We start from the raw sequence: 21,655 nt of genomic DNA, 5'->3' as shown, positions 1-21,655 counted from the left end.
TCGTGCCATCACGCCCGAGGAGGAATGCCATGACGTCCGGTCTGGTCATCGATACCCGCGATCTCGGTCGCCGGTCCGGTGCCGCGAAGACGGTTCGGCTCACCACTTCGGCACCCGAGGGCATCGGCACCGAGATGATCGGAGTACCACCCGAATCCCCGATCGATCTGGACGTTCACGTCGAGTCGGTGGGGGAGGGAATCCTGGTGAGCGGAGACGCCACGGTGCAGATTCGGGGGGAGTGCGCTCGCTGTCTGGGTGAGGTCACCGACGAGGTGACCGTCGACCTGCAGGAGCTGTTCCTCCACCCCGGTGTCGAGCCCGATGACGAAGAAGCCCACCGCGTGCAGAACGAACTCGTCGACGTCGAGCCGGTACTGCGTGATGTGGTGGTGCTCGACCTACCGTTCACACCGCTGTGCCGTCCGGACTGCGCCGGGTTGTGCCCCACTTGTGGGGTCGACCGGAATGCCGACCCGGGCCACCAACACGGCGATGCGATCGATGCCCGTTGGGCCCAGTTGACCGAATGGTCGGCCGAGTCCGACTGACCAGCTTTCAGTTAGATAGTTTCCGAGGAGAAGACGTGGCTGTTCCGAAGCGGAAGATGTCCCGCAGCAACACGCGGCACCGCCGTAGCCAGTGGAAGGCCGCTCTGCCGTCCCTGGTGACCTGCGCCAACCCCGCCTGCCGGGCCAAGCACCTGCCGCACACCGCGTGCCCCGAGTGCGGCCAGTACGGCGCTCGCAACGCGCGTCGCCAGGTTCTCGACAACTGACCCTGCACGAACTCTTCGACGAGCTGGGCGTCCAACCGGACGTCCAGCTTTTCGAGCTTGCCCTGGTGCACCGGTCGTGGGCCTACGAGAACGGCCAGGTGCCCACCAACGAGCGGCTCGAATTCCTGGGTGACTCGGTACTGCAACTGATCGTCACCGACCACCTCTACCGGGCCCACCCCGACCTGCCCGAGGGCAAACTGTCCAAACTGCGCATTGCGGTGGTCAATACCCATGCCCTGGCCCGGGTCGCCCGCAGCCTCGAACTCGGCCCGCTGATCAAGCTGGGACGCGGTGAGGTCGCCACCGGCGGCCACGACAAGGATTCGATCCTCGCCGACACCACCGAAGCGGTGATCGGCGCGGTGTATCTCTCCGGCGGCTATGCGGCGGCCGAGAAACTCATCCGGCACCTGTTCGTGCCGATGCTGGACGCCGCCCTGGCCCAGGGGGCCGGACTGGATCACAAGACCGCCCTGCAGGAGATGGCCGCCGAACAGGGATTCACCGTGACCTACGAGGTCACCGGCACCGGCCCCGACCATGCCCGCGAGTTCACCGCCCACGTGCTGATCGACGAGCAACGCTTCGGGCCCGGCACCGGCACCACCAAACGGCAGGCCGAACAGATCGCCGCCCGGTTCGCGGTGACCGAACTGACCGGCGCGGCCGGCGCGCCCACTACTGCCGGTAGCCCCGACACCGCGACCGACAACGCCGAGCCCGCCGACGGCGCCGCGGCCAACGATCCCGGCGAGACGGTCGCGGCCGCCGAGAGTGCCGAACCCGCGGACCTCTGATGCCCGAACTTCCCGAGGTCGAGGTCGTCCGCCGCGGCTTGGCCACCCACCTCACCGGCCGCACCATCGCCGACGTGGACGTGCTCCACCCCCGTCCGGTACGTCGCCACCTCGCCGGCGCCGAGGACTTCGCCGCCCGCCTGCGCGGTCTGACCGTGGCCGAACCCCGACGCCGCGGCAAGTACCTGTGGTGGCCGCTGTCGAACGACGACGCCCTGATCGCCCACCTCGGCATGAGCGGCCAGTTCCGGGTCGACGGGGCCGGTGCGCCCGACCAACGACACCTGCGGGTGCGGTTCCGCTTCGACGACGGCGGCCCCGAGGTGCGGTTCATCGACCAGCGCATGTTCGGGGGCCTGGCGATCTCGGTCGACGGAGCCGAACTGCCCGGCGAGATCTCCCACATCGGCCCCGACCCCTTCGAAGCCGCCTACGACCAGGCCGCCATCATTCGCCGGCTGCGCACCCGCCGCAGCGGCATCAAACGAGCCCTGCTCGACCAAACCCTGGTCTCGGGCATCGGCAATATCTATGCCGACGAGGCCCTGTGGCGGGCCCGGGTGCACCCCGAAACACCCACCAACACGATGTCACCGGCCCGCATCCGGCGGGTTCTGGACGCCGCCTTCGAGGTGATGAACGAGGCCCTGGCCCAGGGCGGCACCTCCTTCGACGCGCTGTACGTCAACATCAACGGCGAATCGGGATACTTCGCCCGCTCCCTGGATGCCTACGGGCGGGTCGATCAGGCCTGTCGCCGGTGCGGCCGGCCGATCGTGCGCGAGCAGTTCATGAATCGCTCCTCCTTCCGATGCCCGACCTGCCAGCCCCGGCCGCGGGTTGGCACTAGGCTGGCCGAATCGTGACCACCCAGCCCACCGCACCGCGCAACCGTTTGTGGAAGCGCTACCGACGCAGCCTGATCCAGTTCGTGAAGTTCGGCACCGTCGGCGGCTCCGGCGTGCTGGTGAACATGATCGTGGCGATCATCTGCAACAAGGTGGGCCCGTTGGAGACCGATCCGGCACTGCCGATCGTGTTCACCGACTTCAACGTCCGCTGGTATCACGTCTACGCGATGGTCGCGTTCGTGGTGGCGAACCTGTGGAACTTCCAACTGAACCGCTGGTGGACCTTCCAATCCCACCGTTCGGCCGGCTGGTTCAAGGAGTACTTCCCCTTCGTCGTGGTGGGCCTGATGGGCCAGTTCGTCAGCTTCATCGTGCTCACCCTGCTGATGCACACCGGCTCACCGGTGCACCTGCCGCGGTCGTTCTTCGACGGCTCGACCGGCTTCCGCACCCCCTTCTACTGGGCCCAGTTGATCTCGGTGTTGGTCGCGGTGCCGGTCACCTTCCTGGTGAACAAGGTGTGGACCTTCAAGGCGGTGCGCGGCGGCCCCGTCCAGCCCGACCGGAAAGCCACCGACCCCGACGAGCCGTGGGTGGTCGACAACACGTCGGTGCCCGAGGAGCCGTTCGAAACGGCACCGGAGGGTTCCGACCGGGGTGAGGCCTGATGTACCTCAAACGGCTCACCCTGCGCGGCTTCAAGTCCTTCGCCTCGGCCACCACCCTGGATTTCGAGCCGGGCATCACCTGCGTGGTCGGGCCCAACGGCTCGGGAAAATCCAATGTGGTCGATGCGCTCAGTTGGGTGATGGGCGAGCAGGGCGCGAAATCCCTGCGCGGCGGCAAGATGGAGGACGTCATCTTCGCCGGCACCTCCGGACGTGCGCCCCTGGGCCGCGCCGAGGTGGTACTGACCATCGACAACTCCGACGGTGCCCTGCCGATCGAATACTCCGAGGTGACCATCGCCCGCACGATGTTCCGCAACGGGGGCTCCGAATACGCGATCAACGGTGCCACCGCCCGGCTGCTGGACGTCCAGGAACTGCTCAGCGATTCGGGTATCGGTCGCGAGATGCACGTGATCGTCGGCCAGGGACGGCTCGACTCGATCCTGCAGGCGACCCCCGAAGACCGCCGCGGCTTCGTCGAGGAAGCCGCCGGGGTGCTGAAACACCGCAAACGCAAAGAACGCGCCCTGCGCAAACTCGAATCCACCGAGGGCAATCTGCAACGGCTCAACGACCTGCTCGGTGAGATCCGCCGCCAGCTCAAACCCCTGGGCCGGCAGGCCGAGGTGGCCCGCAAGGCCGCGGTGATTCAGGCCGAGGCCCGCGACGCCCGCGCCCGGCTGCTCGCCGACGACCTGGTGCAGGCCACCCTCGCCCTGGAATCGGATCTGGCCGATGAGGCCGCCCGCCAGGCGCACCGCGAAGCCCTCGAGGTGCGGCTGAACGAGGCGCGCCGCACCGAATCCGATGTCGAGGTCGATCTGGCCGCGGTGACGCCCAGGCTGGCCGCCGCCCAGGAGCACTGGTATGCGCTGGCGGGGTTGCGGGAACGGGTCGCGTCCACTTCCTCGATCGCCGCCGAACGGGTGCGTCATGCCGCCGAGGCCCAGGCCGCCGAGGAAGGCCGCCGACCCGGCCGCGAACCCGAAGACCTGGAACGTGAGGCCGCCGAGGTGCGCAAGGTGCGCGACGGGCTGCAGGCCGCGGTCGAGGAGGCCGAAGCCGGTCTGGCCTCGGCCACCGAGGCCCGCATCCGGGCCGAACAGGATCATGCCGCCGAGGACGAGCGGGTGCGCAAGCTGCTGCGCGCCGCCGCCGACCGCCGCGAGGGCCTCGCCACCCTGGCCGGACGGGTGGACGCGATGCGCAGCCGGATCGCCGCCGCCGATGATGAGATCGAACGGCTGAACCGCGCCCGCGAGGCCGCGAACACCCGGCAGAGCGAGGCCAATACCGAGTTCACCAGCATCGAATCCACCGTCGCCGGCCTGGATGCCGGTGAAGAAGGCCTCGACGACGAACTCGAACGCGCCGAAGCGGCGCTGGCCGGCTTCGACCAGAAACTGACCGAGCTGCGTCGGGCCGAGGCCGAAGCAGAACGTGAGGTGGCCACCTGGCAGGCTCGCGCCGATGCCCTGGCGATGGGCCTGGAACGCAAGGACGGCGCCGCCGAGATCGCCAACCGGGGGTTGAGCGGTATCGGGGCCCAACTCGCCTCGCAGTTGCAGGTCGAATCCGGCTGGGAGGCCGCGATCGCCACAGCTCTCGGCCAAGTCGCCGACGCCCTGGTGGCCGATGACCTGACCTCAGCCGAACAGGCCTTCGAAGTACTCGCCGCCGACGATCTGGGCCGGGCCGGATTCCTGATCTCCACGGCCACCGCGACGACACGCGAGCAACCCGCCCTGCCGACCGGGGCCCGCTGGGCCACCGACACCGTCACCGCCCCCGACCCGCTGCGGGCAGCGGTCGATGCGGCCCTGGCCGGGGTGGTGCTGGTCGACCGGGCAGCGGCAGTTCGTGAGGTGCTCGACCGGCACCCCGAGGTGAAGGTCGTCACCGCCACCGGGGAACTGTTCACCACCTGGTTCGCCGCCGGTGGATCCGGGGCGAAACCCAGCCTGCTCGAAGTGCAGGCGGCGGTCGATGAGGCCGAGCAGAAGCGCGAGGCGGCCGAACACGAACTGCAACGTCTACGCTTCGCCGCGGCCGAGGTGGATCACGAGCAACAGGCCGCGACCGAACGGGTCGAGGCGGTACTGACCCAGTTGCACGAATCCGACGCCCGGATGTCGGCGATCGCCGAACAACTCGGCAGGTTGCGTTCCCAGGCCACCGCAGCGGGGGAGGAGGCCGAACGCCTCGCCCAGAACCTCACCGCCGCCGAGGCCGCCCGCAACGCCGACACCGAGACCCTGGCAGAACTCAGCGAGCGACTCGCGGCCGCCGAGGCCGATGCCGAATCCTCCGATGCCGAACCCGAGGCCGACCACCGCGACGAGTTGGCCGCGGCCGCCCGCGACGCCCGCTCTGCCGAGATGGACGCCCGGCTGGCCCTACGCACCGCCGAGGAACGCCTGCGCGGCACCGAGGGCCGCGCCGAGGCCCTCGACCGGGCCGCGGCCACCGAACGCAAGGCCCGCGCCGACGCCGCCCGGCGCAAGGAACGCCGCGCCCGCGAGCAGGCCGCCGCCCAAGCCGTCCGGGCCGGTGCCCAATGGTTGCTGGGCCGGGTCGATATCGCCCGGGAACGTGCCACCCGGGAACGTGCCGCGGCCGAGGCCGCCCGGGCCAAGGCCGATCAGGTACTCGCCGAGGCCCGCGCCGAGGTGCGGCGGGTGCAGCAGGATCTGGCCGAGGTGCAACTGGCCGACCACCGCGACGAACTGGCCCGCACCGAACAGCGGGTGCGGCTGGAGGGCCTGGCCGAGAAGGCCCGCGAAGAACTCGGCATGGAGCCCGACGACCTGATGTCGGAGTTCGGCCCCGAACAGCCGGTACCGGTGCTGACCCGCGAGGACGGGTCGGCCCTCACCGAGGACGACGAGGTGCCCGAACCGGTGGCCTACGTGCGCGCCGAGCAGGAGAAACGGCTGCGCTCGGCCGAGAAGTCCCTGGGGGTGCTCGGGCGGGTCAACCCGCTCGCCCTCGAGGAATACGACGCGATGCAGGAACGGCACGCCTTCCTGTCGGAGCAGTTGGCCGATGTACAACGCACCCGCGAGGACCTCCTGGAGATCGTCGCCGACGTGGACGAACGGGTGAAGGTGGTCTTCGCCGAGGCCTACGCCGACGTCGCCGAGGCCTTCGAACGGGTCTTCGCCCGGCTCTTCCCCGGCGGTGAGGGACGCCTCGTGCTCACCGAACCCGATGCCTGGCTGACCACCGGCATCGAGGTGGAGGCCCGTCCGGCCGGTAAGAAGGTCAAGCGACTGTCACTGCTGTCGGGTGGGGAACGGTCGCTGGTCGCGGTGGCCTTCCTGGTGGCGCTGTTCATCGCCCGTCCGAGCCCGTTCTACATCCTCGACGAGGTCGAGGCCGCCCTCGACGACACCAACCTCGGCCGGCTGCTGGAGATCTACGAGGAACTCCGCGAGAACTCCCAGTTGCTGGTGATCACCCACCAGAAGCGCACCATGGAGATCGCCGACGCCCTCTACGGCGTCACCATGCGCGGGGACGGGGTCTCGACGGTGATCAGCCAGCGCATCCGCGACTGAGCACAGCCGGTTCGGGCCGGGAGCGTCATACCTGGGTCTGATATCGCCCCGAAACGGTCGAACCACAGGGCGATTCCGGGTGTTTCCGGGCTACGAAGCCGCCGGCGAGGTCTAGCGTGTATGCAATCGACCGTGCCCACGGTTGTGACCTGCCGGCCCGCGAAGGAGACGACCGTGACCCCGGACGCCGCAACCCTGCCCACGGGCGGACCGGCGCGCGCCGAAAGGTCGAGCGAGGCCGGACGGTTGCCCGCAGCGGGTGAACCCCTGGTGCACACCCGCGAACTGAGCAAGATCTACCGGGTCGGTGATTCCCGGATCGCGGCCCTGAACCGGGTGAACCTGACGATCGAACGCGGCACCTTCACCGCGGTGGTCGGGACGTCCGGTTCGGGCAAATCGACCCTGCTGAACATGCTCGCCGGGCTGGAACGGCCCACCGCGGGCGAGATCCACGTCGCCGGGCAACCCCTGCACACCTACAACGAATCGCAACTGGTCACCTACCGCCGCGAACAGGTCGGATTCATCTTCCAGTCGTTCAACCTGATTCCGTCCTTGACCGCGATCGAGAATGTCGCCCTGCCACTGTCATTCCGGGGCATCCCCAAGGCGGCACGGGAACGACAGGCCCGGGCGATCCTGGTACAACTCGGCCTGGCCAAGCACCTGTCACACCGACCCGGCCAACTCTCCGGGGGCCAGCAGCAACGGGTCGGCATCGCCCGGGCGATGGCCGTGCGGCCGACCCTGGTCTTCGCCGACGAACCCACCGGCAACCTCGACTCACGCACCGCCGAAGCCACGCTGAACCTGTTCCGCACCGTGATCCGTCGATTCGGGCAGACCTGGGTCATGGTCACCCACGACGCCCACCTGGCGTCCTTCGCCGACACCATCGTTTCGATCGGCGATGGCCGGATCACCGGCATCACCGAAACCGAGCACCATCCACGAAACCAACGCACCCCGGAGTGCCCGGACAAGAAGGTCGACCGATGAAGCTGAAGCGTGTGCTGTGGCTGGCAATCCTGCTGCTGGGCCTGGTGATCGCACCGGCGGGGGTCGCGGTCGCCGATCCGGCCGATGACCCGGACGCGCCCGGTTCCACCGACACCGGCTCCGGCCCGTCGGATTCCGACCCCGCCACGGGAACGCCCGGCAATGACCCCGGCAGCGGTCAGGACGCCCCGCCGCCACCGCCGGGGGTATCGACCCCGCGGGTGATGTTGAAGGCCTTCAGTACCGACCCGGCCACGCTCGTGGCGGGCCAGGACTTCACGGTGAACTTCACCCTGCACAACACGTCCCAGCGCACCTATGTGCGCAATGTGAAGGTCACCCTGATCGCCGAGGAGGGTGCCTTCCTGCCCGCCAACGGCTCCTCGGCGCTCTATCTCCCGCAGATCAACCAGGGTGATGTCGAGACCGGCACGATGACCTTCCGCTCCCTGCCGTCCCTGGAGGAGAAGCCGTACCAGTTCACCTTGAACCTCGAGTACGAAGACCGCGAGAACAACCCGTTCTCGTCCACCGAAACGGTGTCGGTGATGGTGACCCAGAAAGCCCGCGCCGACGCCTCGGCACCCCAGTTGGTGCCCAGCCCGCTGACCGTCGGCCAGGACGCCTCGCTGACCTTCAGCGTGCACAATCAGGGCAAAACCAAGCTCTACAACGTGAAGGCGGCGATCGCCGAGGGGCAGCCGCTGACTGGCGCCGAGGTCTTCGTCGGCACGATCGAGCCGGGCAGTTCGGGTGCGGTGGACCTGACGGTGCAGGCCGAGGCCGAGGAATCCGGCCCCGCGACGATCAACATCACCTATGAGGACGTCAACGGCAAACCGACCACGATCACCCGGGAGGTCGAGGTGACGGTCGAGCCGCCGCTGGAGGACACGCCCGCCCAGATGCAGGACTACCCGGAGGAGCAGCCGGGCGCCGGATTGGGTGTGCTGATGCTGTTGATGATCGTCGGGGGGCTGGCTTTGGTGGGCCTGGCCATCGGGTTGCTGGTGCGCCGTTCCCGGCGCCGCCGGGCCGAGCAGGAGGAGCTGGAATCGCTGGCCCTGCTCGAGGGTGAACCGCTGGTGCCCACCGACGAGCACTGAGGCCGGGTTCATGCTCTGGGGTGATCTGCTGGCGATGAGCCTCGCCAGCCTGAAACAACGGGCCTTCCGCACCTCGTTGACCATGCTCGGGGTGGTGATCGGCACCACCGCGGTGGTGGTGATGGTGTCACTGGGGGTGGGCATGTCGGCGACCTACGACAACTCACTGGACACCACCAACCTGCGCCAGGTGACGGTTTCCGGCCCACCCCAGAACGCCACAGCCTCGGGCCTGCCCGACAAGCTCAACGACGCGATGGTCACCCACCTGCAGTCCTACCCCGGGGTGGAGTTGGTCTGGCCCACCTACTCGGTCGACGCGAACTTCCGGGTGAACACCGTGGAGGCGCACATTCAGATCACCGGGATGCCCCGCGACGCCATGGATTCGCTCGATCTGCCCCTGGCCTGGGGACGGTTGCCCGCGGCGGGTGAACCCCTGGCCCTGATCGTGGGGGAACAGGTGTCGACGATGTTCTGGGACGAGCGCACCCAGGACACCGCCGACGTCGACTTCGCCCGCGACTCGGTCTTCGTCACCTTCGGTACCGAGATGTTCGATCCGAACGGCCAACAGATACCCGATGGGGAACCGGCCCCGCCCGGAGGGGAAGCGCCCGGCAACCCCGGCCCGGCACCGAAACGGGTGCTCGTCCCGGTGGTTGCTCAGATCAGTGATGAGGGCAAACCGTGGAGTGCCAACTCCACGATGGTTTATACCGACCTGGACGCCCTGGTACGGGCACTGGAGAAGCAGATGCCGGGGAAGGCCCTGCCGAACCAGCCCGCCAGCGCCAGCGGGGCCCCCGTGAAGGGGTTCGTCTACACCGACATTCGGCTCTACGCGGAGAGCCCGGAGGCGGCCGAACGGTTGATGGTGGACCTGCGGGAACAGGGCTACGACGTCTCGGCCCAGGTCGAATGGATCCGTCAGGCCCAACAACAGGGTGTGCTGATTCAGGCGGTGTTCGGAGGGATCGGGTTCATCTCCCTGCTGGTGGCCGCGATCGGGATCGCGAACACAATGCTCATGAGTGTGTATGAACGCACCCGAGAGATCGGCATCATGAAGGTGCTCGGCGCCTCCTTGTCCGACATTCGCAAGCTGTTCCTGATCGAGTCGGCCTCGATCGGTTTCTTCGGGGGCCTGGCGGGGCTGCTGGTGAGCTTGGTGATCTCGATGCTGATCAACGCCACCCTGGGTGCCTCAATGACGGCCGAAATGGGTGTCGGAAAGATCTCGATCATCCCGTTCTGGCTGGCGCTGGGCTCGGTCGCCTTCTCCACCCTGATCGGCACGGTGGCGGGTCTGGCACCGGCCCAGCGGGCGACGAAACTGAGCCCTCTGGCGGCCATCCGCAATGAGTGAACCGGGCCCGCTGTGGGCCGAGCACGCAGGCCGTGGAGCGTTGCTGATAACGATTCACACAACTCTTTAGAGTTTCTTCACCATTCTGTCCGGATCACGACATGTCGGCGCGGAGAATAGAGGCATGTGGGTTTTCGTCGTGACATTCGTGCTGATCCTGGGGATCGTGGCGTTGATCGCCGGCGTGGTCCTGCTGGGAATGGAAGGGCAGTACCGAGACCGGGCGCCCGTGCTGGCCAAGCGGCTTGCTCAGATCGCCCAACACTTCAACGGTGACGGTGAACTGCCGCCGGAAGTGACCGCTCGGATCGAGAAGCGTCTCAGCTCCCGCTCCTCGGGCGAGACCAAGCACCCTTTCCGGGTGGGCGCCCCCTGACCAACCCCCTCCTTCGGTCGGCGGGCCCGCACGGGGCACGTCGAGGTTCAGCCGGCGGCCGCTCGTCCCGCCCGGCGTCCGAAGTAGGTGCCATCTCCCAACGACGTACCCGACACATACCCCCAGCCGTGCAACCCCGAGCTCGCCCGTCCGGCGGCGTAGAGCCCCGGGATCGGCTCGCCGCTCAGGTCGCACACCTCGCCGTCGACGGTGGTGTGCAAACCACCGATGGTGAACACGCCCGCGGCACTGCCCTTGGGACCCGACTGGTCATTGCGTGACTTCTCGGGGGATTCGGCCAGGCTGTTGCGCACGTTCATCGCCCCGAAGGGCGCGGTCAACGGACGCAGCCAGCGCGGGTCCTTGCCGAACAAGGGGTCCTCACCCTGGGCGGCGTGCTCGTTGTAGTACGCGACCGTGTCCTGCAGGCTGCCGGTGGGGAAGCCGCACAATTCCTCGAGTTCGGCGACGGTCTCGGCCACGTGGTGCGGACGAGCACCCCAGGACAGGTCGTCGGACACCTCCTCGAAGCCCTGCTCGTCCAGAATCACCCAGACCTCGAGGTCATGGCCGTAGAGGGCGGTCTGCCCGACCCGGCCGGGGTACACGTCCTCGTTGATGATGCGTTGGCCCTGCCAGTTCACCACGATGCCGCGCACCATGAACGCCGGTACGAAGGCGATGCCGATCTGGCCGGCCGACATCCGGCGCACCGCGCCACCGACCGACTGACCGAGCAGAATGCCCGAGCCGTTGTCGTTGCCATCGGAGTTGGTGCCGATGCCGATCAACTGCGGGGCGTGGTGCTCGACCATCCGCGGGTTGTCGATGAAGCCACCGGTGGTGATGATCACCCCCTTGTCGGCCCGGATCGCGCGGTCCACACCGAAGGAACGTGCCACGACCCCGGCGACCCGATCCCCGTCCAGAATCAGCCGGGTGGCCCGCGAGTCGTTCTGCACCCGAATGTCGGTCGCATCGACCGCGGCCATCAGGTGTCGCATCAACACCTTGCCGCCGAAGCCGTCCGACTGCACCCGGTGGCCGCGCGGTGCCATCGGGGAAATCTTGTTGAACGGGGCGGCGTTCTCACCCAGCCACATCAGCCCGTCGTCGGTGGGCGGCACCCAGCTCGGCTGGTCGAAGAACGACTCCTTGAACGGCACCCCGTGGCCGGTCAACCACGCGTAGTGCTCCAGCGAATCCCGGGCATAGAGCCGGATCTTGTCCTCGGGGGCGTTCGGTCCCAAAGCGGCCATCAAATACTCGGCCATCGCCTCGGCGGTGTCGTCGAAGCCGCAGGCCTGCTGGATCGGGGTACCTCCGCCCAGGTACATCTCGCCGCCCGACATCGCCGAGGAGCCACCACCGCCGCTGAGCATTTCCAGCACGATCACCGAGGCGTCCTGTTCGTGGGCGGTCAACGCCGCCGAAGCTCCCGCGCAGCCGTAGCCGAGAATCACCACATCGGCCGAATCGGCCCAGTCGGTGACCTCGTCGATCGACAGCGGACGGAGAGTGTCGGGGGCCATGGGTACTCCTTCGGCATCGGGGTTTGCCCGATCCTCACCACCCGTTCGGCCGGGCGGGGAAGCGTTTTCCGGTCAGCAGGACCTCAGCCGGAGATCCCGCCCATGATCAGCGAGATGACCATCGCCAGAATCACCGTGTTGAAGGCAAAGGCCACCAGGGTGTGGTTCATCGACAGCTTGCGCATCTCGGTGGTGGTGATCTGCACATCGGTGGCGCCGAAGGTGGTCTGGACGGCCAGGGCCAGGTAGAGGTAGTCGCTGAACGAGCGCGTCTGCGACCCGGGAAACTCGAAGCCGGGGGAGGAGAGATGGGTGCGGGCGTACTGCACCGTGAACATGATCCACACGTTCACCCACGACGACACCACCAGCAGGCCGGCACTGAGCATCAACGGGCCGGTGCGCAGTGAGGAGTTGAGCAGCAACACCCCCACACCGAGCAGCGCCATCGCCGACACCTGTACCGACCAGGACGGGGCACTGGAGGTGCCGGTCAGCCAGCGCACGAAGGCCGACCGCCTCGACTTGCGGCCCTCACGGCGCTTCTCGGCACCGAAACGGGCAAGCAGTTGGTCATCGGTACGACCCCGATAGGCGAGCCAGGTGAACAGGGAATGGAACAGCGTGAACGTCGACCAGGTCCACAACACGGACATCCAGCGCACCATGTCGGGGTCCAGATCGGTCAGGATCAGGGCCAGCGTCGCTCCACCCACGCTGACAATGACACTGGGCACCATGGCCAGCCACGATCGTCGGGCGTCGGTCATCGGCCGGCGGGTAGGGGCATCGGAGTTCACGGTGGTCATGGTAGGCGCGTACGGCGCCTAGGATGTGGACCGTGGACAACTATCTGGTGTGGATCATCATCGGTGCCGCAGTTCTGGTCTCGGTGGCCGTGGTCGGCATGGTCGTGGCGACCCGGCGTCGCCGGGAATTGCCCAAGGGGGAGGATCGCCCCGCAGTGGGCGCCGGCTCCTCGGTGGCGGTCGAGGAGCGGCCGAGTGATGACGCCGGGGTCGACCTGCTGCCGAGCGATGTCGATGTCACCACCGAACCGGCCGAGCCAGTCACCCCGGCCCTGGACACTCCCGAACCACCCCGGTCCCGTTTGGCCCGGCTGCGCCGTCGGTTGGCCGGGCAGCAGAACGCCCTGTCACGTGGTCTGTTGGCACTGCTCTCGCGCGACCGGATCGATGAGGACACCTGGGAGGACTTCGAGGACACCCTGCTCACCTCCGACCTCGGGGTGGGCCCGACCACCGAGCTGGTGGAGCGGCTGCGGCAGCGGTTGTCGATCGACGGGGTCGCCGATACCGACGAGGCCCGCCGGGTACTGCGGGAGGAAATGATCGCCCTGGTCGACCCGACCATGGACCGCAGCCTCAACCTCGAACGCAGCGGCGAGGCGCCCGCGGTGGTGATGGTGGTCGGGGTGAACGGCACCGGTAAGACGACCACGGTCGGCAAGCTCGCCCGCGTGTTGGTGGCCGAGGACAAGGACGTGATCCTCGCTGCGGCCGACACCTTCCGGGCCGCCGCGGCCGAACAGTTGGCGACCTGGGGTTCCCGGGTCGGTGTGCCCACCGTGCGCGGCGAGGAGGGCGCCGACCCCGGCAGCGTGGCCTTCAACGGGGTCAGTGCCGGTATCGAACAGGAGGTCGACGTGGTGCTGGTCGACACCGCCGGACGGCTGCACACCAAGACCGGCCTGATGGACGAGCTGGGCAAGGTGAAACGGGTGATCGAGAAGAAGGCCCCGGTCACCGAGGTGCTGCTGGTGCTCGATGCCACCACCGGGCAGAACGGCCTCACCCAGGCCCGGATCTTCCGGGAGGTCGTCGATGTCACCGGCATCGTGCTGACCAAGCTGGACGGGTCGGCCAAGGGCGGCATCGTGATTCAGGTGCAGCGTGAACTCGGCGTACCGGTGAAGCTGATCGGCCTCGGTGAGGGCGTGGACGATCTGGCACCCTTCGACACCGAGCAGTTCGTCGACGCGCTGTTGCTGGACGAAAGTGGGTAGTCTGGACCGATAACCGACCACCGGCGAAACGACACCTTAGGAACGACCTTTGTTCGACACACTCTCCGACCGCTTGGCAGCCACGTTCAAGGGCCTGCGTGGCAAGGGCCGGTTGAGCGACGCCGATATCGATGCGACCGCTCGCGAGATCCGTATCGCGCTGCTCGAGGCCGACGTCAACCTGACCGTGGTCAAGGACTTCGTGGCCGCGGTCAAGGAACGGGCCAAGGGCGCCGAGATCAATCAGGCGCTCAACCCGTCGCAGCAGGTCATCAAGATCGTCAACGAAGAGCTGATCGAGATCCTCGGCGGCGACACCCGCACGATCCGGTTCGCCAAGCACCCGCCGACGGTGATCATGCTCGCCGGTCTGCAGGGTGCCGGTAAGACCACCCTGGCCGGCAAGCTCGCCAAGTGGCTGAAGGACGACGGACATTCCCCGCTGTTGGTCGCCGCCGACCTGCAGCGTCCCAACGCGGTCACCCAGTTGCAGGTGGTCGGGGAACGGGCCGGGGTGCAGGTGTTCGCCCCCGAGCCCGGCAACGGGGTGGGTGACCCGGTGCAGGTGGCCCGCGACGCGATCGGTGAGGCCCGACGCCGACTCTTCGATGTGGTGATCGTCGACACCGCCGGCCGGCTGGGTGTGGACGCCGAGCTGATGCAGCAGGCGGCCAACATCCGCGACGCGGTGACTCCCGACGAGGTGCTCTTCGTCGTCGACGCGATGATCGGTCAGGATGCGGTGAACACCGCCAAGGCCTTCGCCGACGGGGTCGGATTCGACGGCGTGGTGCTGACCAAACTCGACGGTGACGCCCGCGGTGGTGCGGCACTGTCGATCGCGCGGGTGGCCGGCAAACCGATCATGTTCGCCTCCAACGGTGAAGGGCTGAAGGACTTCGACGTCTTCCACCCCGACCGGATGGCCAGTCGGATCCTGGGCATGGGTGACATGCTCACCCTGATCGAACAGGCCGAACGCACTTTCGACGCCGAACGGTCGGCGAAGGCCGCGGCGAAGATCACCAGCAAGGGTGGTTCGGAGTTCGGCCTGGGTGACTTCCTCGACCAGATGAAGCAGGTCCGCAAGATGGGGCCGCTGTCGAAGGTCTTCGGGATGATCCCCGGCATGGGCGACCTCAAGGGCGCGATCGAGGACATCGACGAACGCGAGATCGACCGGATCGAGGCGATCATTCTGTCGATGACCCCCGCCGAGCGCGACAACCCCAAGATTCTGGACGGCTCGCGCCGGGCCCGGATCGCGAAGGGCTCGGGCACCCAGGTCTCGGATGTGAACAGCCTGGTGAACCGTTTCTTCGACGCCCGCAAGATGATGAACCAATTCGCCACCGGCGGGGGCCTGCCCGGCATGCCCGGGATGCCCGGCCTGCCCGGGGGCGGCGGTGGCGGGGGCCGCAAACAGGCCCGCAAGCAGAAGAAGAGTGGACGCAAGGTCTCCGGCAACCCGGCCAAGCGCAACCGCCCCGCGGCACCGGCACCCGAACCGGTGAATCCGGCAGCCGCCTTCGGCCAGGCCCCGCCCAGTGAGAAGGACATGCAGCAGGCGATGGCGAACTTCGAGTTGCCGCCCGAACTGCGCGGCATGTTCGGGGACAAGTGAGGCCATGACGGCACCAGTACTGCACCTTCGCGGGACCGTGTTGCCCTCCGGGGAACCGACCGAGCTGTGGCTGGCCGATGGTGTGGTGCACACCGAACCGGTCTCCGGCGCCGAAACCGTGCACACCGGTGGCTGGATCGTGCCGGGGCTGGTCGATGCCCACTGCCACTTCGGGCTGGGCTCGGGTGGCGCGGTGGATGACGACACCACCCTCACCCAGGCGATCACCGACCGCAATGCCGGCACCCTGTTGGTGCGCGATGCCGGTTCACCCAGCGATACCCGATGGGTGCAGGACCGCGACGACCTGCCCCGGCTGATTCGGGCCGGACGACACATCGCCCGCACCCGTCGCTACATCCGTAACTTCGCCGATGAGGTCGAACCCGAAGACCTGGTGGCAACGGTCGAGAAGCAGGCCCTGGCCGGTGATGGCTGGGTGAAACTGGTCGGCGATTGGATCGACCGCGAGGTCGGAGACCTGGCCCCGTCCTGGCCGTCCGAGGTGACCGCCGAGGCCATCGCCCGGGCCCACGAACTGGGCGCCAAGGTGACCGCACACTGTTTCGCCGAGCAGTCGGTGGCCGAACTCGTCCGCGCCGGTATCGACGGCATCGAACACGGCACCGGCTTGGACGACGACACCATCGCGTTGATGGCCGAGCGTCAGGTCGCGTTGGTGCCGACGATGATCAACCTGGACACCTTCCCCGAGATCGCCGCGGCGGGGGAGGAGAAGTTCCCGACCTACGCCGCCCACATGCGTGACCTGCACCGTCGTCGCCACGCCACCCTACGGGCCGCGGTGGACGCCGGGGTGCCGGTCTATGCCGGCACGGATGCCGGAGGCACGATCGAACACGGCCGAATCGCCGACGAGATTGTCGCCCTGGCCGAACTGGCGGGGGCCGAGTTCGCCCTGGGTGCGGCCTCCTGGCGGGCCCGGGAATGGCTCGGGATGCCCGGGATCGAGCCGGGGGAGTCGGCCGACCTGATCTGCTACGACGCCGACCCGCGGATCGACCCGGCGGTTACCGCCCACCCGGCCCGCGTGATCCTGCGCGGACGCGTCGTCGCCTGAGCGACCCAGGGGCGGCAAGCCACCCGCGCCCCCAGGTGCGCTTGTGCTTCAGGCGGCCCGGCGCTCCTCGGTGCTGGGGCCGGCGGCCCGGTGCCAGACCACGCCGGCGCCGATGAGGAGCAGGGCGACGATCCAGTAGGGCCAGACGCCGTCGCCACCCGACATCGGCAGATCCCCGGTGGTGGTGTCGACCACCTCGATGGTGAAGGTGTCGCCGTCCTTGAGGCGGATGCCGTCGCTGGTGCCGTCGGTGAGGGTGATACCGGCCGGGGTGAGCGTGAAGGCGATCGGTTCGGCCAGTAGTTCGTGTCCGGTCGGGGACTTGGTTTCGACCAGCCAGTAGTCGCCGAGGTCGAGGTCGGCGGCGGTGTGGCGCCAGCCCTGGTTGGGGTCGACGGTCAGGGTGGCGATCGGTGTAGCTCCGGCCTGGCTGGGGTCGGTGTCGTACAGGTCGAAGGCGGCGCCTTCGATGGGGCAGGTGTCCTGGCCGACGTCACAGCTTTGTCCGCCGAGCTTTTCGACCGCGATCGCCTCGGTGGGTGGGTCGACCGGTACGCACGCGTCGTTGTTGGCGACGCCGTCGGAGTCGGGGTCCATCTGGACCTGGTTGAAGAAGCCACCGTCGGCCGGCGTGCCGGCGCCCTCGGTGTTACAGGTTCCGGCCTTTTCCCAGTCGATCGCGGCCCAGTCACCCGGTGCGCTGCGCCCGATGACCCGCACCTGGTAGGTCGTGGCGGCTTGGGGGCCCATCGGCACCGTGCCCGGCGGAATGGTGAAGTGCCCGTTCGTCAACTGGACGGCGACCCCGTCCACGGTCACCTGTTCGACGGTGAACCCCGGGGGCAGGGTGACGAGATCATCGATCTGCGGGTGCGGGGCGGCTACCTCACCGGTATTGCTGACGGTCACGGTGTAGTCGGCGGTCACCGAGAAGGTCTGGGTGTCCGCGTCCCATACCGCATCCACCCGGGCACCCGCGCCACCCGCTTCGCCACCCTCGGCGGCCTTGCGGATCGCGAAGTCCGGATCCTGGGCGGTGGGGTCGTCGGTGCTGTCCTCGATCGGCGGCGTCTCATCGGTGGAGGCCACCGCGGTGTTGACGATCCGTGCGGGGTGCTCCTCGTTGACCTTCACCCGGAAGGTGACCACGGCCGATTCGCCCGGTTCGAGGGAGATGCCTTCCTCGGCCCGGATGAAGTTCGGCGGCTGGCCGAGAGTGTCCGACACCTGTGACCTGCGGTTCGCGGTGACCTGATACTGGTAGTCCAGCACCACCTCGGTAGCGGCGGTGTTGTCCGAGTCATTCCTGAAGCGCCAGAGTTGGCGCGAAGCGTCCGACCAGGTCAGCGTGTAGGTGCCGACCGCCGATCCGGTGGCAGTGGTGGATCCGCGGGTCACGGTGTTCCAGTTACCGTAACCGGTGCCGAACTCCCCGGCACCCACGCCGAACCAGGACCCACCACCGGGCAGGGTGGCAGTCACCGACACGTCCTGTGCTTGGGCCGGCTGACAGCGGCGGTGCAAGAACCCGTCGCAGCCGCCGAGGATTTGCCCGCGCGCCGGGTCGTCGTAACTGATGCCGTTCATGGTCACCGTGTAACCGGTCAACTGGGCATTATCGGGGATCTTGCCGGCGGTGCTGAAGGTCTGTTGCGCGCTGCCACTGGCGCCCTCGCGGGTTCCGAAGATGAAGTCGAGCGGGCCCAACCCACCGCTTCGATAGGTGCCGGTTTTGGTCTCGGTATCGGTGACGGTCTCCCAGTACAACCGCTTGGTCGAGTTGGGCACGTACGTGGTGCCTTCGGGCAACGCATCGTTGAGCACCAGGTTGTTGAGGGTCACATCCCCGGAGGTGTTGGTGACCGTGATGGTGTAGAGAATCTCCTCGCCCACCCGCAGCGGGTTCTCGTCGGTGATCGGCGTGCCGTCGGGGCGAGTGGAGGTCTTCTCGATGGTCTTCATCGGCGGCCGCACCGTCCAGTCGTCCTGTGCGGTGACCCGGCGTTTGGAAACCGCCCCATCCCCTCGGGTGGTGGCGACGTTGACGTGTGGCCAGGTGCCTTCGTCGAGTCGCAGGGTGCTGGTGCAGGTGAACGTCCACGCCTCGTCGAGATCCAACATCTGGTTGTTGTTGGTGTCGCCGGAGACATAAGTGAGTGGCGTGGTGCCGGGAGTGCCACCGGCCGGGGCGCACTTGTCGTCGGTGACCTGCACATTGGCCAGTGGTTCCTCCGAGCCGGTCGGCTTCACCACATAGGTATAGGTGACGTCCTGTGGCGACCGCGCCAGCACATCGGTGCTACCGGTCTTCTCCAACGAGATCTTCGGCGTCGGCAGGGTGATCGTCCACGGGTCGGTGTCGTTGACCCGGGTGCCGGACCTCACGCCGATGCCGGTGGCAGTGGCGGTGTTGATGTGCTGACCGTTGGTGAAGGAGGCTTCGGTCAGCGTTGCCACGCAGGTGTACTTCCACGTTTCGGCGGGACGGTCCGGATTCGTACCGTCGCCCGGACGAGCAACGTTGAGCAGATTGTCCTGATTGACGTCGCCGACATTGAACTGCGTCCCGGGAGTGAGCACCGGGGCCACAGCGGTGCACTTGTCGTCGGTGAGGGTGACGTCGCGCAGGTCATCGGTTCCGGTGGTGGTGATGGCGTACTCGAAAGTCACCGCCTGCGGGTTCTCGGTGAGCTTGGTGACCGGGCTGGATTTGTCCACTTCGATCACGGGCTGAACCACGTCCACGCAGGTCGTGTCATCGTTGCCGGGCAGGGTCGGGTCGTCGGTCACGATGCCGCCATTGGGCCCACCGACGTACACGATGTTGCCCTGGTTGCAGACGCGGTCCTGACCGGGTTCGACCCGTACTTGGAAGGTGATCGTGGCCGTGGTCTTCGCCTCGATCAGGCCGTTGAGCCGCTCCGGCACGCCCGGGCCACGGATCAGCCTGGCCGAGGCATAGGGGAAGCCGCTGCCTCCGAAGGTGTCACCGACCAGCGACCCGTTCAGCCTGGTTGTACGCCGCACGTAGGTCACCCCGTCGGGCAGCCTGTCCTGCAGGGTCACCCCGGTCGCTGCGCCGGTGCCGATGTTCTCCACCTTGATCGTGTAGGTGAGCACCTGGCCGGCAGTCACCGTGCCGGTCGGCTCGACCTCCTTGGTGACCCGCAGCTCCGGGGTCGGCAGGGCACAGGAGCCCAGGTCCTCGAACCGCTTGCCCGTGATGGTTTCCTGCAGCGTGGTCGAGCCGTCGGTTTTGTTCACCAGGTACAGCCTGCCGGTGGCCGGCGCGGTCATGGCGGTGGCCCACAGACGACCGTCCTCGGTGAAGGCAATGCCGTTGAACTCACCGGTGCCCATGGTGCCGACCTCATTGGCCCGGGCGCCGCCGCCATTGATCAGGTCACGCCAATCCAGGGTGTACAGGTGTGCCTCGCCGGTGCTGCGGTTCGAGCCGATGATCCACATCGTGCCCGAGCCGTCGAAGGCGAGGTCACCGGAGGACAAACCTCCGCTTCCGAAGTCCGCGCCGGTGACCGATCCTTGGTTGACCCAGGTGCCTCCGGTCGGGTTCGTGGGGCTGTTCGGCGTGAACTGGAGGATCTGGCCGCCGAGGGTGACCGCCCAGAGACTGCCGTCCGGGGCGACGCCCAGCCGGTTCGACTCCACCGTCATGTTGGAAAGCTTGCGTCTTTCACCGGTGACGTTGTTGTACGCCCACAGCCTTCCGTACGTGACGTTGCCGTAGTTGGCCGTGGCGTCATCGCGTGGAATGAAATAGACCCAGTCGGGATTGGTGGTCGAGACCGCCGAGGCCGCCGAACCACGCCAATATGGGTATGGAGTAGCAGGGTCCTGATAGTTGATCGTGTGCCGGCGGGTGACCGTGGTGCCCGGACCCGGGTTGTTGAAGTATCCCAGTTCGCCGAGGATCGGGTTGGAGGAGCTCAGTGAGGTGTTACCGGTGCTGTACCACAAGGTGTTGCACTTGCTGTTGCCGCCGCCACTGCCCTCGACGGTCACTGTCTCGCTGGCCTTGGCCACCGGTGTGACACCCCAGTTGGAGCCCGAGTACTGGCTGAACGTTGCAGTAGCGGTGTTGAGTGTGGTCTGCCGGACATCCTGAGTGCACCGGAAGGTGGCGGTGGCCCCGGGCTGCAGGCGGATCTGTCGGCGATCGAAGAAGCTGACGTTCTGGAGCCCGCTCACGTACTCGATGTTGCCGCACCGGTCGTCGCTCAATCCGCGGAAGAACAGGGGGTCCCGGGTCAAATTGCTCTTCACCGTGTAGGTGTAGGTGACCGTTCCACCGCCGGCGGGGAGGGCAGTACGGCTCGCGGTTTTGGTGAGCGTGATTTCCCCATTGGCACTGGAGCCACTGCCGGCATGAGCCCGGGGGAGAGTGGAATCGGACGCGCCGGGGAGGCCGATCAGGGTGAAAGCGAGCACCATGGCCAAGGCAAGCCGGACATACCAACCAGCTCCGTGTCGTCCTCGCTGGGAGCCGGGATCTCGCCGGGAGGCCTCAACGCTGCCGACCATCACACCTCCCTGTCCTTGGGTTGTGCCGTAGCCAGTGGGTACGCGCATTCGCGAGTGATTCAATCCACTACTGCTTATTTAGTCAACTGTTGGAAATTGAGTCTCCCGTCACAATTGGTGTCCAGGAATTGCTAGGGATGGCTGAATGCCTCTGCTGACAGGAATCCCCGGATGTGTGCAACCCTCACTGAAGTTGAGAAATCTCAGTACTACTTGCTCACAGGACGATACAAAATGCCTGTCCTTGGTCACGTGATAGCAAAAAGCGGTGACTGAGCTTCGGGCGACGACGGTCGGCGGGCAGCATGCAGATCGGTTGGTGCCCGAGCCGCTTCGA

General features: G+C 67.4%; 16 protein-coding genes. 13 read left to right on the top strand and 3 right to left on the bottom strand.

The annotated features are described in order from the left end of the window. Positions 1-29 precede the first annotated feature (29 nt). The 10 genes from ACR4XW_RS11740 (at position 30) to ACR4XW_RS11695 (ending at position 10,513) form a co-directional block, all read left to right on the top strand. Complete coding sequence (locus ACR4XW_RS11740) at positions 30-551, top strand: YceD family protein (protein WP_434760741.1); 522 nt, start codon at positions 30-32, stop codon at positions 549-551. 35 nt (positions 552-586) lie between these two features. Continuing rightward, positions 587-778: a 50S ribosomal protein L32 gene (gene rpmF / locus ACR4XW_RS11735; RefSeq protein WP_434760740.1), complete on the top strand. Its 192-nt coding sequence runs from the start codon at positions 587-589 to the stop codon at positions 776-778. A 65-nt stretch (positions 779-843) separates the two neighbouring features. Beyond that, on the top strand, positions 844-1,578 hold the full coding sequence (gene rnc / locus ACR4XW_RS11730) for a ribonuclease III (RefSeq protein WP_434760847.1): 735 nt from the start codon (positions 844-846) through the stop codon (positions 1,576-1,578). Continuing rightward, the gene (gene mutM, locus ACR4XW_RS11725; protein WP_434760739.1) at positions 1,578-2,444 is read left to right on the top strand and encodes a bifunctional DNA-formamidopyrimidine glycosylase/DNA-(apurinic or apyrimidinic site) lyase; all 867 of its coding nucleotides are present in this window, start codon (positions 1,578-1,580) and stop codon (positions 2,442-2,444) included. Before rnc ends, mutM begins: the two co-directional genes overlap by 1 nt. Then, positions 2,441-3,097 (top strand): GtrA family protein, encoded by a 657-nt coding sequence (locus tag ACR4XW_RS11720; RefSeq protein WP_434760738.1) that lies wholly within the window; start codon positions 2,441-2,443, stop codon positions 3,095-3,097. Before mutM ends, ACR4XW_RS11720 begins: the two co-directional genes overlap by 4 nt. Continuing rightward, a complete protein-coding gene (gene smc, locus ACR4XW_RS11715) occupies positions 3,097-6,660 on the top strand; it encodes a chromosome segregation protein SMC (protein WP_434760737.1) in 3,564 nt (1,187 codons plus the stop codon). Before ACR4XW_RS11720 ends, smc begins: the two co-directional genes overlap by 1 nt. Before the next feature lie 174 nt (positions 6,661-6,834). Further along, positions 6,835-7,662 (top strand): ABC transporter ATP-binding protein, encoded by an 828-nt coding sequence (locus ACR4XW_RS11710; protein ID WP_434760736.1) that lies wholly within the window; start codon positions 6,835-6,837, stop codon positions 7,660-7,662. Further along, complete coding sequence (locus ACR4XW_RS11705) at positions 7,659-8,768, top strand: COG1361 S-layer family protein (protein ID WP_434760735.1); 1,110 nt, start codon at positions 7,659-7,661, stop codon at positions 8,766-8,768. The genes ACR4XW_RS11710 and ACR4XW_RS11705 overlap by 4 nt, the downstream gene beginning before the upstream one ends. A 10-nt stretch (positions 8,769-8,778) precedes the next feature. Then, positions 8,779-10,137, top strand: a complete 1,359-nt coding sequence (locus ACR4XW_RS11700) for an ABC transporter permease (protein WP_434760734.1) — start codon at positions 8,779-8,781, stop codon at positions 10,135-10,137. A gap of 124 nt (positions 10,138-10,261) precedes the next feature. Next, a complete protein-coding gene (locus tag ACR4XW_RS11695) occupies positions 10,262-10,513 on the top strand; it encodes a hypothetical protein (RefSeq protein ID WP_434760733.1) in 252 nt (83 codons plus the stop codon). 47 nt (positions 10,514-10,560) lie between these two features. Here ACR4XW_RS11695 and ACR4XW_RS11690 read toward each other — a convergent pair whose 3' ends face one another. Together ACR4XW_RS11690 and ACR4XW_RS11685 are read right to left on the bottom strand one after the other, a co-directional pair. Continuing rightward, positions 10,561-12,045 (bottom strand): FAD-dependent oxidoreductase, encoded by a 1,485-nt coding sequence (locus tag ACR4XW_RS11690; protein ID WP_434760732.1) that lies wholly within the window; start codon positions 12,043-12,045, stop codon positions 10,561-10,563. 83 nt (positions 12,046-12,128) lie between these two features. Beyond that, on the bottom strand, positions 12,129-12,854 hold the full coding sequence (locus tag ACR4XW_RS11685) for a DUF1345 domain-containing protein (RefSeq protein WP_434760731.1): 726 nt from the start codon (positions 12,852-12,854) through the stop codon (positions 12,129-12,131). A gap of 23 nt (positions 12,855-12,877) precedes the next feature. On the opposite strand from ACR4XW_RS11685, the gene ftsY reads away from it, so the two are divergent. The 3 genes from ftsY to ACR4XW_RS11670 are packed head-to-tail and all read left to right on the top strand — an operon-like array spanning position 12,878 to position 16,776. After that, positions 12,878-14,071: a signal recognition particle-docking protein FtsY gene (ftsY, locus tag ACR4XW_RS11680; protein WP_434760730.1), complete on the top strand. Its 1,194-nt coding sequence runs from the start codon at positions 12,878-12,880 to the stop codon at positions 14,069-14,071. A gap of 49 nt (positions 14,072-14,120) precedes the next feature. Further along, complete coding sequence (ffh, locus tag ACR4XW_RS11675) at positions 14,121-15,695, top strand: signal recognition particle protein (RefSeq protein WP_434760729.1); 1,575 nt, start codon at positions 14,121-14,123, stop codon at positions 15,693-15,695. 4 nt (positions 15,696-15,699) lie between these two features. Next, positions 15,700-16,776, top strand: coding sequence for an amidohydrolase family protein (locus ACR4XW_RS11670; RefSeq protein WP_434760728.1), 1,077 nt, complete (start codon positions 15,700-15,702; stop codon positions 16,774-16,776). 48 nt (positions 16,777-16,824) lie between these two features. On the opposite strand, the gene ACR4XW_RS11665 is transcribed toward ACR4XW_RS11670, so the two are convergent. Next, positions 16,825-21,060, bottom strand: coding sequence for a SpaA isopeptide-forming pilin-related protein (locus ACR4XW_RS11665; RefSeq protein WP_434760727.1), 4,236 nt, complete (start codon positions 21,058-21,060; stop codon positions 16,825-16,827). Positions 21,061-21,655: the final 595 nt, after the last annotated feature.

Source organism: Pseudenemella bisphenolivorans, assembly GCF_051133435.1.
In the GTDB taxonomy this organism is placed as follows: domain Bacteria; phylum Actinomycetota; class Actinomycetes; order Propionibacteriales; family Propionibacteriaceae; genus JAAYAO01.
Note: the sequence above shows the minus strand (reverse complement) of the source record. Positions and strands in the feature narration are given on the sequence as shown.

Coding starts and splice junctions, on each gene's coding strand:
- ACR4XW_RS11685 (WP_434760731.1), bottom strand. CDS start 12,854: ATGACCACCGTGAACTCCGATGCCCCTACCCGCCGGCCGATGACCGAC.
- ACR4XW_RS11690 (WP_434760732.1), bottom strand. CDS start 12,045: ATGGCCCCCGACACTCTCCGTCCGCTGTCGATCGACGAGGTCACCGAC.
- ACR4XW_RS11695 (WP_434760733.1), top strand. CDS start 10,262: ATGTGGGTTTTCGTCGTGACATTCGTGCTGATCCTGGGGATCGTGGCG.
- smc (WP_434760737.1), top strand. CDS start 3,097: ATGTACCTCAAACGGCTCACCCTGCGCGGCTTCAAGTCCTTCGCCTCG.
- ACR4XW_RS11700 (WP_434760734.1), top strand. CDS start 8,779: ATGCTCTGGGGTGATCTGCTGGCGATGAGCCTCGCCAGCCTGAAACAA.
- ACR4XW_RS11740 (WP_434760741.1), top strand. CDS start 30: ATGACGTCCGGTCTGGTCATCGATACCCGCGATCTCGGTCGCCGGTCC.
- ACR4XW_RS11705 (WP_434760735.1), top strand. CDS start 7,659: ATGAAGCTGAAGCGTGTGCTGTGGCTGGCAATCCTGCTGCTGGGCCTG.
- ACR4XW_RS11670 (WP_434760728.1), top strand. CDS start 15,700: ATGACGGCACCAGTACTGCACCTTCGCGGGACCGTGTTGCCCTCCGGG.
- ftsY (WP_434760730.1), top strand. CDS start 12,878: ATGTGGACCGTGGACAACTATCTGGTGTGGATCATCATCGGTGCCGCA.
- mutM (WP_434760739.1), top strand. CDS start 1,578: ATGCCCGAACTTCCCGAGGTCGAGGTCGTCCGCCGCGGCTTGGCCACC.